8 protein-coding genes and 1 pseudogene are annotated in these 11,458 nt (G+C 70.3%); 5 read left to right on the forward strand and 4 right to left on the reverse strand.

The annotated features are described in order from the left end of the window. Positions 1-68: 68 nt before the first annotated feature. The 4 genes from ABS73_RS10945 to ABS73_RS10960 form a co-directional block, all read right to left on the reverse strand. Complete coding sequence (locus ABS73_RS10945; RefSeq protein ID WP_277019778.1) at positions 69-1,898, reverse strand: response regulator; 1,830 nt, start codon at positions 1,896-1,898, stop codon at positions 69-71. Then, complete coding sequence (locus ABS73_RS10950) at positions 1,891-2,751, reverse strand: CheR family methyltransferase (RefSeq protein WP_277019777.1); 861 nt, start codon at positions 2,749-2,751, stop codon at positions 1,891-1,893. Before ABS73_RS10950 ends, ABS73_RS10945 begins: the two co-directional genes overlap by 8 nt. Further along, positions 2,748-5,822, reverse strand: coding sequence for a response regulator (locus tag ABS73_RS10955; protein WP_277019775.1), 3,075 nt, complete (start codon positions 5,820-5,822; stop codon positions 2,748-2,750). Before ABS73_RS10955 ends, ABS73_RS10950 begins: the two co-directional genes overlap by 4 nt. Positions 5,823-6,030: 208 nt before the next feature. Beyond that, positions 6,031-6,591, reverse strand: coding sequence for a cytochrome b (locus ABS73_RS10960; protein ID WP_277019773.1), 561 nt, complete (start codon positions 6,589-6,591; stop codon positions 6,031-6,033). A 101-nt stretch (positions 6,592-6,692) separates the two neighbouring features. On the opposite strand from ABS73_RS10960, the gene ABS73_RS10965 reads away from it, so the two are divergent. From ABS73_RS10965 to ABS73_RS10985, 5 genes and pseudogenes are all read left to right on the forward strand, one after another. Next, entirely contained in the window at positions 6,693-7,427 is a 735-nt protein-coding gene (locus ABS73_RS10965) for a CDP-alcohol phosphatidyltransferase family protein (protein WP_277019772.1), read from the forward strand. After that, positions 7,424-9,025, forward strand: a complete 1,602-nt coding sequence (locus ABS73_RS10970) for a sulfatase-like hydrolase/transferase (RefSeq protein ID WP_277019770.1) — start codon at positions 7,424-7,426, stop codon at positions 9,023-9,025. The genes ABS73_RS10965 and ABS73_RS10970 overlap by 4 nt, the downstream gene beginning before the upstream one ends. Then, a complete protein-coding gene (locus ABS73_RS10975; RefSeq protein WP_277019769.1) occupies positions 9,022-9,984 on the forward strand; it encodes a lysylphosphatidylglycerol synthase transmembrane domain-containing protein in 963 nt (320 codons plus the stop codon). Before ABS73_RS10970 ends, ABS73_RS10975 begins: the two co-directional genes overlap by 4 nt. Continuing rightward, complete coding sequence (locus tag ABS73_RS10980) at positions 9,981-11,036, forward strand: glycosyltransferase family 4 protein (protein WP_277019767.1); 1,056 nt, start codon at positions 9,981-9,983, stop codon at positions 11,034-11,036. The genes ABS73_RS10975 and ABS73_RS10980 overlap by 4 nt, the downstream gene beginning before the upstream one ends. 130 nt (positions 11,037-11,166) lie before the next feature. Then, positions 11,167-11,324 (forward strand): annotated as a pseudogene (locus ABS73_RS10985) (IS5/IS1182 family transposase); the annotation flags it as partial. Positions 11,325-11,458: the final 134 nt, after the last annotated feature.

An 11,458-nucleotide genomic window follows, 5' to 3' on the forward strand; every position in this document is an offset into this window, starting at 1 on the left:
GGGCCGCGCGGAACAGGGGGGCGGCGCGCCCCCGGCGGGGCGGAATGGGCGTCCTTATCGCGCGCCGGTCATTCGGCGGCGTCGGGCAGGCCGCGCGCCAGCAGCGCAGTCAGGATGCCGCGCAGCATGTCGGGGCGGAACGGCTTTTCGATCAGCGGCGCATGGTCAAAGCCCTGCGGCAGATGTTCGCGCCCATAGCCCGAGACAAAGCAGAACGGCACCGACAGGCCGTCCAGCACCTGCGCGACCTCGTCCACCGGTTCTCCCTTGAGATTGCCGTCCAGCAGCACCAGGTCGATCCCGCCGGCCTGCGCGGCGGCGACGGCGTCGGCCACGGTGCGGGCGATGCCGGTGATGGTGGCGCCCGCATCCTCCAGCTCATAGCGCAGGTCCAGCGCGACCAGCGGCTCGTCCTCGACCAGCAGGATGCGCGAACCTTCCAGCGTGGCGGGGCGGCGCGGACCGTCGGCCACCGGCGCGACATCGGGGCTGGGCGGTCCGGCCAGCCGCGTCACCCCCTCGGCCAGGCGGATGGTCCAGACGACGCCCTCGGGCCGCCAGTCGGCCAGCGCGGCCGAAGCGTCCCCGCCCCCCGCGGCCCCGATCAGCGTGGTGCCAAAGCCGCTGCGTTCGGGGGGAGTGACGGGGGGGCCGCCGGTCTCGCGCCAGGTCAGCTCCAGGCAGGGGCCGTCCAGCCGCCAGGACAGCGCGATCCGTCCCTGCGGCACCGACAGCGCCCCGTATTTCGCGGCATTGGTGCCCAGTTCGTGCAGGGTCAGCGCCAGGCGCAGCATGGTGTCGGGCGACAGCTCGACCGGGGGTCCGTCGCGGCGCAGCCGGTCGCCGTCCAGCGTACCCGAGCTGATCTGGTCGTCGATCAGCTGGTCCAGCGGCGCGCAGGCCCAGGTCGCATCCGACAGGATCGAATGCGCGCGGGCCAGCGCCTGCAACCGGCCGCCAAAGCTGACCTCGAAATCGGCCAGGCTGCCCGATTGACGCAGGCTTTGGCGGGCGATGGCCTGCACGTTGGCCAGCGTGTTCTTGATGCGGTGGTTCAGCTCGCCGATCAGCAGGGCGCGGACCTCTTCGGATTGCTTGCGTTCGGTGATGTCCTGGACCTGCAGGGACAACGACTGCCGCCCCGCCCCCTCGGACAGGACCGAGCCATAGACCTCGCAGCAGATCGGGCCGATATCGGCGTGATCCAGGCTGATCTCGGCGGAAAAGCGCGGCGCGCCCTCCTGCTGGCTGTCCAGCCAGCCGGTCAGAAGCGCGGCCCCCTGCTCGTCCAGCCAGCCCGCCGCGACCGCCGTCATGCCCAGCAGATCGCCCGCGGGGCGGCCGAACATGCGCTCCGCGCCCTTGGACCAGCTGCGCACGCACAGGTTGCTGTCCAGCGTGACGAAGGCCAGCGGCGAATTGTCGGCATGCGCCTTGAGCTGCGCCATCACGCGGTCGCGGTGGCGGGCGATGTCCTGCATCTCGTCGCGCTGCCGCTCCAGCTCCTTGGCCTGGCGGCCGATGCGAAAGAACACCTCGGCCTTGGATTTCAGCACCACCGGGTCGATCGGCTTGAAGATATAGTCGACCGCGCCCGCCTCATAGCCGCGGAACCGGCGCGCCTCGTCCATCTCGGCGGCGGTGACGAAGATGATCGGCACGCCCCGCGTGCGTTCGGTCGACCGCATCAGCTCGGCCAGCTCATAGCCGTCCGTTTCGGGCATCTGCACGTCCAGAAAGGCCAGCGCATAGTCGTGGCGCAGCATCAGCTCCAGCGCCTCGGCCGCAGATTGGGCGCTGTCCACGATCAGCCCGTCGCGGCGCAGCAGCGCCTCCAGCGCCATGATGTTCTGGGCGGTGTCGTCGACGATCAGGAAACGGATGGGTCTGTCAGGCATTGTCTGTCCCTAGGGCTGCGGTGCGGCGCCAGATCCGGTCAGGTTCCGCAAAGGCGGCGAAGGCCGTGGCGTGGGTGGAAAAACGCAGGGTCTCGTGAGAGCCGAGGCCCAGGAACCCGCCGCGGGCCAAGGCCTCGGCGAACAGGCCCACGGCCCGGTCCTGGAGGGTGTTGTCGAAATAGATCAGCACGTTGCGGCAGGAAATCAGATGAACCTCGGAGAACACCTGGTCGGTCGCCAGGTTGTGTTCCGTAAACACCGTGCGCGAGCGCAGCCGCCGGTCAAAGGCCGCGCGCCCATAGGCGGCGGTGTAGTAATCCGACAGCGACCCGCGCCCGCCCGACCGCTGATAGTTCTGCGAAAAGACCGGCAGGCGGGCGATGTCATAGACCCCGGCCTCGGCCCGGTTCAGGGCGCGGCGGTTGATCTCGGTCGCATAGAACAGGGTGCGGTCGAACAGCCCCTCCTCCTGGAACAGGATGGCCAGCGAATACAGCTCCTCTCCGTCGGCGCAGCCCGCCACCCAGACCTTGAGCGAGGGGAAGGTCGACAGATGCGGCAGCACCTCGCGGCGCAGCGCCAAATAGTAATCCGGGTCGCGGAACAGCTCGCTGACCTGCACCGTCATTGCGTCGATGATGTCGGGCAGCACGCTTGGGTCATGCAGAAGGCGGCCCTGCACCTCGGACAGGGTGGCGCAATCCAGCCGCTCGCGGGCCAGATCGGCCCGCCGCGCCAGGGAACTGCGCGAATAGGACCGGAAATCATAGTGATACCGCCGGTTCAGCGCCTCCAGGAACAGGTCCAGCTCGATCGACTCGGGGGGACGCAGGGGGATGGGCTCAACGCTCATCTGGGCATCCAGACGCGGGTCAGCGACAGCAGCTTGTCCACGTCCAGCGGCTTGGGAAGATAGTCGTTGGCGCCTGCCGCCAGGCACTGGTTCTGATCCTCGGCCATGGCCTTGGCGGTCAGCATGATGATGGGCAGCGTCTTCCAGCGGTCGATCTTGCGGATCTCTCGCGTGGCGGTCAGGCCGTCCATCTCGGGCATCATCACGTCCATCAGGACCAGATCCACCTTGGGCGCGGCCCCGTCATTGATGCGCCCCAGGGCCTCCAGCGCCTCGCGGCCGTTGCGCGCGATCTGGACGGTCGCGCCATGCGGCTCGAACACGCCGGTCAGGGCATAGACGTTGCGGATGTCATCCTCGACCACCAGGATGCGGCGGCCCTCCAGCTGGGCGTCGCGATTGAGCGAGGCCGCCAGCATCTCGCGCTGCTTGTCGGGCAGGTCGCTGACCACCTGATGCAGAAACAAGGTGACCTCGTTGATCAGGCGCTCGGGCGATTTCGCGCCCTTGATGATGATCGATTTCGAATAGCGGCGCAGGCGCTGTTCCTCGGCCTCGGACAGGGCGCGGGCGGTATAGACGATGACCGGCGGAAAGGACGCCGTCCCGTCCTGGTCCAGCCGCTCCAGCACGTCGAACCCCGACGCATCGGGCAGCGTCATGTCCAGCACGATGCAATCGACCGTCTGCGTGCGGCAGATCTCCAGCGCGGCGGCGGCGGTGCCCGCGCCCACCGTCTCGACCTCGTCGCTGGACAAGAGCGCCTTGAGGCCCAGCATCTGCGCGGGGTCGTCCTCGACGATCAGCACCCGCCGCAGGCGCTGCTCCAGCCGCGATTCCAGGTTGCGGATCGCGGTCGCCAGATGGTCACGCTGGACCGGCTTCATCATATAGCTGATCGCCCCCTGGGCCAGCGCCTCCTGGGTGTAGTCGTCGGCCGAGACCATGTGCACGGGGATGTGGCGCGTGGTGGTGTCGCGTTTCAGCCGGTCCAGCGCGGACAGGCCGGAATGGTCGGGCAGGCCCACATCCATCACGATGGCATGCGGCAGGAAATGCCGCGCCGCGCGCACCGCGTCATCGGCGCGCCCCACGCAGACGCAGCGGAACCCCAGCTCCTGCGCCAGACCGTAAAGAACCTGCGCAAAGGCCGGGTCATCCTCCACGACCAGCATCACCCGCTCTCCGGGGGCGATGCGGGCGCGGTCGTCGGTCAGGCCGGGCAGCGCGTCCAGCATCAGCGCGCTGTCCTCTGCCGGGGCGGGCAGGGCTGCGGGCGCGGCAGCACGGCGCGCCGGGGCGGGCGACTGCCGCGCGGGCGTCGCGGGCAGCGTCAGCGTGAAGGTGCTGCCCTTGCCCGGCTGGCTGGACAGCGAGATGCGCCCGCCCAGCAGATCGGCCAGCTCACGAGAGATCGACAGCCCCAGCCCCGTCCCCCCGAACCGGCGCGAGATCGTGCCGTCGGCCTGGCGGAACGCCTCGAACACGGCCTCCTGCTGCGTGGTGTCGATGCCGATGCCGCTATCCTCGACCGCAAAGTCGATACCCTGCGGGGCGGGCGTCACATGCAGCGTCACATGCCCCTTTTCGGTGAATTTCAGCGCGTTCGAGATGAAGTTGCGCAGCACCTGCTCCAGCCGCTGGCGGTCGGTCTCGAAGGGGACGGCGGCGGGGGCCACGCGGGCCTGCAGGGTCAACCCCTTCTGGCGGGCCTGCGCCTCGAAGGCGCGCACCACCTTGTCGGCCAGCGCCTGCGGGTCGACCGTGTCGCGCGACAGCTCCAGCTTGCCCGACTCGATCTTGGACAGGTCCAGGATGTCGTTGATCAGCGCCAGCAGATCCTTGCCCGAGGATTCGATGGTCTCGGCCCACCGGACCTGCTCCTCGGTCAGGGTGCGACCGCGGTTCTCGGACAGCAGGCGCGACATGATCAGCAGCGCGTTCAGGGGGGTGCGCAGCTCGTGGCTCATGTTGGCGACGAATTCGGACTTGTAGCGGCTCTCGCGGGCCAGCTCCTCGGCCTGATCCTCCAGCATGCGGCGCGACCGGGCCAGGGCGTCGCGTTGCTCCTCCAGCTCCTGGGTCTGGCCCTCCAGCTGGGTGTTCTGGCTCTCCAGCTCGGCCTGCTGGGCCTCCAGGCGACGCTGGCTGTCCTGCAGGGCGCGGGTCTGCTCCTCCAACTCCTCGTTCGAGGCGGCCAGCTCCTCGCCATGGGCGCGCAGTTCCTCGGCCTGGTGGCGGGTCTCCTCCAGCAGGTCGCGCAGCTGCTGGCGATACTGGGCCGACCGCAGCGCGATGCCCAGATTGTCGCCCATCCGCTCGAACAGGTCCAGCACGCGCGGACAGGCAGGGCCGTCCAGCCCGAATTCCAGCACGCCGTTGACCGCCTGCCCATCGCGCATCGGCACGATCAGCGCATGGGGCGTGCGCCCGCGCGCCAGCCCCGTGGCCCAGCCCAAGGCCTGATCGGGTGCCAGCGAAAGCTGCAGCATGCGCCCCTCGGTGACGGCGCGGCCCAGATGGCCCTGTTCGGCATCGGTGCGGTCCGCCAGCGTGGTGCCATCCGTGCCCCATTGCGCCAGCAGTTGATGCCCCTGCCCGTCACGGGCATAGACCACCGCCGCCCGCGCGCCGATCCGCTCGGCCAGAACCTGCAGCATCTGGCGACCCAGACGGTCGGCCGACATCTCGCCCTGCAACGCGCGCGACACGGCGACCTGCGCGCCGGTGATCCAGTCGTTGTCCGTCAGGCGTCGACGGTTCAGGATCAGGCTGCGCCCGATCAGCCCCAGACACAGATAGACCAGCCCCGCCAGCCCGCGATTGATCGCGGCGACCGTCGGGTCGATGCCGGCATTGTCCTTCTGGAAGGCCATGACCATCGCCAGGCACACGGCGACGGCCGTCACCACCGGCAGGGCCGGCCAGCGCCCGAACATCGCCAGGGCCAGCGGCAGGATGTAGATCAGCCAGACCGCCGTCCCCAGGGGAACCATCATGTCCAGCAGGAAAACACCGCAAAGGGCGGCCGCGATGACGACCGGTATGGTCACGTCTAGGGTCTTGGGCACGGAGTCTCCTGGCGGGCGAAGGTCACTGATGAACTCGACGGTACCGTCGAACGCCCGGCGATGAGAATTTGTTCAACGGGACGTGATTGATTTTTGAATGATCGTCGCCGAACGGTGGAACCCGACCCTCGGCGCGGACCCGCCATAGCGAAACCACGCGCCCCTGTCGAGAGGGCAGACCCACCGTCACCCGGTGCCCCCCGCCTGCTCACCGCGCGCGCGGCGGCCAGATCCGCCGCCAGATGCCGTCGCGCCGGATCAGCGCGTGGTTAAGCGCCGCCGCGACATGCAGCGCCAGCACCGCGATCAGCGCCCAGCCCGCCGCCTGGTGCAGGCTGCTGGCCGCATCGGCCAGCGCCTTTGATCGCGGGATCAGCGCGGGCAGGCCCATGGCGTCCAGCGCCTCGATGGGAAAGCTGCCCGCCCGGACCCGGACATAGCCAGACAGCGGCATCACCACCATCAGCGCATAAAGCGCGCCATGCGACAGCCCCGCCGCGCGCCGCTGCCAGGGGGGCATGGCCGCGGGCAAGGGCGCGGGCGGATGGGTCAGCCGCCACACCAGCCGCAGCGCGACCAGCACGATCAGCAGGCTGCCCACGTTCTTGTGAAACAGATACAGCGCGTCGCCCAAGGCGCGTTCCAGCCCCGGGCGGACCATCAGCAAACCGACCGCGATCATCGGCACGATCAGCGCCGCCACCAGCCAGTGCAGCACGCGCGCCGTCGTGCCATAGCCCCTGGCCGGGTCCGTGGGTCGGTCCGTCATGCGCAGCCCCTCCTGTTTTCACACGATAGCGGGATGGCGCAACGGGACAAGCCCCCGCGATGTCCGCTTGACGCGTCATACCCCTGTCATATGTTCAGCCGATGCAGATATCGCGCCCCGAGCTTGCCGCACCCCGGCCCGTCCCCCGAACCCGCCCCCTGCCCGAGGGGATGATCCTGGCCCTGCCCGCAGGCCTGGCGCTGAACCTGGGGGTCGGAGTGCTGGTCCTGGGCCAGGGCACCGGCGCGCTGGTCGCGGGGGGGGCCTATCTGGCGGGCGCCGTGCTGGTCTGCGTGGCGATGCGCAAGCACTACCCGCACACCAGGCTGGGCGCGTGCAATGCCGTGACGCTGATGCGGCTGGCGCTGACCGCCGCGTTGATCGCGCCGCTGGTCGGCGGACAGGCGGCGGGCTGGGCGGTGGCGGCGATCGCCACGATATCGCTGACGCTGGACGGGGTGGACGGTTATCTGGCGCGGCGCAGCGGGCTGTGTTCCGATTTCGGCGGCCGCTTCGACATGGAGGTCGACGCGGCCCTGGCCCTGGTGCTGGCGCTGCACGCCCTGTCGGGCAGTCCCGTGGGCTTTGAGGTGCTGATCCTGGGGGTCATGCGCTATCTGTTCGTGGGCGCCGGGCTGATCTGGCCTTGGATCATGGCGCCCCTGCCGGTCAGCTACTGGCGCAAGGGGGTCTGCGTGCTGCAGCTGGCGACGCTGATCGCGCTGCAGATCCCCCTGATGCCGCAGGATCTGGGGATCATGCTGGCGCGGGTGGCCTCGGTCGCGCTGATCTGGTCCTTTGCGCGCGACGTCGTGTGGCTGGGGCGCAACCGGTGATCCGCCGCGCGCTGACCGTCGCCGCCGCCCTGGCGGTCCTGCATGCGCTGATCGCGCTGCCGCCGCGCCCCGACCAGCTGGGCTGGCTGGCCTGGGCGCGCCCCACGCCTGAACTGGCGGTCCTGCTGCTGCTGGCGCTGGCCGTGGGGCGCGGCCTTGCGGGGACCGTGCTGCGGCTGGCGGTGACGGCGGTGCTGGGGCTGGTCAGCGTCCTCAAGGTCGCCGATCTGGCCATGCTGGAGAGCTTGGGCCGACGCTTCAACCCGGTGGCGGACCTGCCGCTGATCGACGCCTCGGTCCGGCTGATCGCGGGCAGCATCGGTGTGCCGGCGGCCACGGCGGCGGTCGTGGGCGCGGTTCTGGCCACCCTGCTGATCGCGGTGTCGCTGTGGTGGGCGATGGGCGTCCTGCTGCGGCTGGCGCCGGCGCGCATCGGCCTGCGCGGGGTGGCGCTGGCCTGCGGGGTGCTGGCGCTGGCGGCGATGGCCACCGTGCCGCGCCACGGCATCGCGGCGTTTGCGCCTGCCACGGCCAGCTTTGCCATCGACCGGACCCAGCTGGCCAACCGCACCATCACCGAACTGCGCCGGTTCCGAGAGATGGCGCTGGTCGATGACACGGCGGGCCTGGCCGATCCCTTGGGGCTGATCGACCGCGACGTGCTGATCATCTATCTGGAGAGCTATGGCCGGTCCAGTTTCGACACGCCGATCTTTGCCGATCTGCACCTGCCCACCCTGCGCGCGGCCCAGACCGTGCTGGAGGCGCGGGGCCTGGCCATGGCGTCGGGGTTCATGACCTCTCCGACCCATGGCGGGCAAAGCTGGCTGGCGCATGGCACGCTGTCCAACGGGCTGTGGATCAACGACCAGACCCGCTATCAGGCGGCGCTGGCCAGTGGGCGGCAGACGCTGTTCCACCGCGCGGCGCAGGCGGGGTTCCGCACCGCCGCCGTCATGCCCGCCATCGTCCGCCCCTGGCCCGAGGCATCCACCATGGGCTTCCAGCGCATCCTGGCCGCCCCCGATCTGGGCTATCGCGGGCTGCCCTTCAACTGGGTCACCATGCCCGACCAGTTCACCCTGGCCGCCACCGACCGGCTGCTGCGCGACGGCAGCGACCCGCGTCGTCTGTTCGCCCAGATCGCCCTGATCTCGTCCCACGCGCCCTGGACGCCGGTGCCACGGATGCTGGACTGGGACCAGCTGGGCGACGGCACCGTCTTCAACGAGATGGCGCAGGAGGGCGACCCCCCCAACGTGCTGTGGCGCGACCGCGACCGGGTGCGCGAACATTACCGCGACACCATCGACTATACGCTGCAGGCGGTGCTGGATTACGCCGCGCGCCAGGGCGACACGCCGCCCTTGATGCTGCTGGTGGGCGATCACCAGGCCGCCAGCAGCATCGGGCTGGACGACCGTCGGCAGGTGCCGATGCATGTGATCGGGCCACCGCATCTGGTCGAACGCACCCTGGGCTGGGGGCTGACGCCGGGTCTGATTCCCGACCCGGCCAGCCCGGTCATCGACATGGAACGCCTGCGCGACATGTTTTTGCGCAACTTTACCGGGGGCGCGGACGTAGCTCCTGCATGACAAAGTTTCGCGCCGTGCAAATTCTGGTCGCCCTTGGGGTGATGTCTCTGTTGTGGTTCGGCCTGGACGGCCAGCAGGCGCTGCGCCTGCTGGCGCGGGCTGATCCGATGTGGCTGGGGGCGGCGATGCTGGCGCTGACGGCGCAGACGGTGCTGTCGGCGCTGCGATGGCGGCTGACCGCGCGGCAGCTGGACCAGTCGATCCCGCTGACCCATGCCATCGGCGAATACTACCTGGCCCAGGTGGTCAACCAGTCGCTGCCGGGGGGCGTTCTGGGCGATGCGGGCCGCGCCGTGCGGGCGCGCCATCAGGCGGGCCTGCGCCGCGCCGGCGCCGCCGTCGCGATCGAGCGTCTGGCCGGTCAGGTCGCGCTGTTTCTGGTGCTGGCCTCCGGTGCGCTGGCGGTGACGGTGCTGCCGGGCGTGCTGGCCCTGCCCAACTGGGTGCTGGGGCTGATCGGGACGCTGCTGGCCGGAGGGTTGGTCGTGGTGGTGGCCCTGGGCGGCGCGGGGCAGCTGCCCGGTCGTGCGGGCACCGCCGCGCGCGATCTGCGCGGCGCGCTGCGCGTCACGCTGCTGGCGCCCGGTGCGCTGCCGCGGCAGGCGGCGCTGAACCTGGCGATCACGGCGGCGAACCTGGCGGCCTTCGCCTTTTGCGCCCGCGCCACCGGCACCGCGCTGTCGGTGACAGAAACTGCCGTGCTGGTGCCGCTGATCCTGCTGACCATGATCCTGCCGCTGACCGTCAGTGGCTGGGGCCTGCGCGAAGGGGCCGCGGCGGGCCTGTTCCCCCTGGTCGGCGCCAGCGCGCAGGCCGGGCTGGCGGCCAGCCTGGCCTTTGGGCTGATGTTTCTGGCCAGCACCCTGCCCGGCCTGCTGGTCCTGCTGGCGCAGCGCCACGACCGGCGCGCGCCCGTTCCCGTCCCCGTTTCCGCAACAACCGCACAGGCCGACCCGTGACCGACCCCCGCACCCTGGCCTTTGCGCTGCCCGGCGACATCACCACGCTGACCGGCGGCTATATCTATGACCGCCGCCTGGTCGAGGGGCTGCTCGCCCAGGGCCGCAGCGTCCGAGTCATCGCCCTGTCCGAAGCCTTTCCGACCCCCGACGCCGCGCAAATGACCCAGGCTCTGGACGCGCTGCAGGCCCTGCCCGCCGATCAGCCGGTGATCATCGACGGGCTGGCCTTTGGCGCGCTGGACCCCCAGGGCGTGGCCGCCATCCGCGCGCCCATCGTCGCAATGATCCACCATCCCCTGGCGCAGGAAAGCGCCCTGCCCGCCGATCTGGCCGATCATCTGTGGCGGACGGAACGCGCGAATCTGGCCCATGCCCGCCACATCCTGGTGCCCAGCCCGCATACCCGCCAGATGCTGATCGACCGCTATGACGTGGCCCCCGCCCGGATCACGGTGGCGCGCCCCGGCACCGACCGCCAGCCGATCCCGCCCGCGCCCGCGCCGGTCGATCCGCCGCTGATCCTGTCGGTGGGCATCTTGCATCCGCGCAAGGGGCATGACGTGCTGATCGCGGCGCTGGCGCGGCTGGCGGATCTGGACTGGCAGGCGGTGATCGTGGGCAACCCCTGGGACGCGGCGCATGTGACCGACCTGCAGGCGCAGATCGCGGCCTCGGGGCTGTCCGCGCGGCTGGAGCTGGCGGGCCGGGTCGAGGCGGACCGCCTGGCGCAGCTCTATCGCCGCGCCTCGGTTTTTGCGCTGGCGACGCGCTACGAAGGATACGGCATCGTCTTTGACGAGGCGCTGTCGCATGGGCTGCCCATCGTCAGCACCCGGACGGGCGCAGTGCCCGACACGGTGCCCGCCGATGCGGGTCTGCTGGTGGCGCCGGACGACGCACCCGCCCTGGCCCAGGCCCTGCGCCGGATGCTGAGCGACCCCCAGGACCGCGCCGCCCGCGCCGCCGCCGCCGCCCGCGCCGGCGCCGCCCTGCCCGGCTGGCCCGACACCGCGGAGATCGCAGGCGAGGTTCTGGACGGGCTGATCTGACAGATCGCTGGAAAACCTGGCTCTGGACCCGGTTTTCGGAGCATGACTCATCCTTGGCACGACAATGGCGGGGGTGACGATACGCGAGGCGGACAAGACGGCCGCACCGCCGTTCAGCCATGCCCCCCCCCTGAAAGCACGCGTTCCTGCGAGGCACCCGGCGCGCGCAGGGTCCGGCGGGTGGTCAATGATGCGCTGGACAGTCGCGATGCAGAGTTCGAGTGGCTCCACGCGCCCCTTGGTCGCGCCTCGATCGCGCCGCAGCGGCTGATCCGGGCCAGCCTTATCCCAAAGTTTTGCGACCGAAGCTTTGGTAGCTGACCGGCGTTGTTGCAAAACTCGGCGTGCCGCGGGATTCACGCGGCTGGCCTGGTAGGGTAAGCGCTTCGGCATGAGCAAACCTGAGGCTGCGCGCTACCGCA

This window comes from Paracoccus sp. SCN 68-21 (assembly GCF_001724535.1).
Lineage (GTDB): Bacteria > Pseudomonadota > Alphaproteobacteria > Rhodobacterales > Rhodobacteraceae > Paracoccus > Paracoccus hibiscisoli.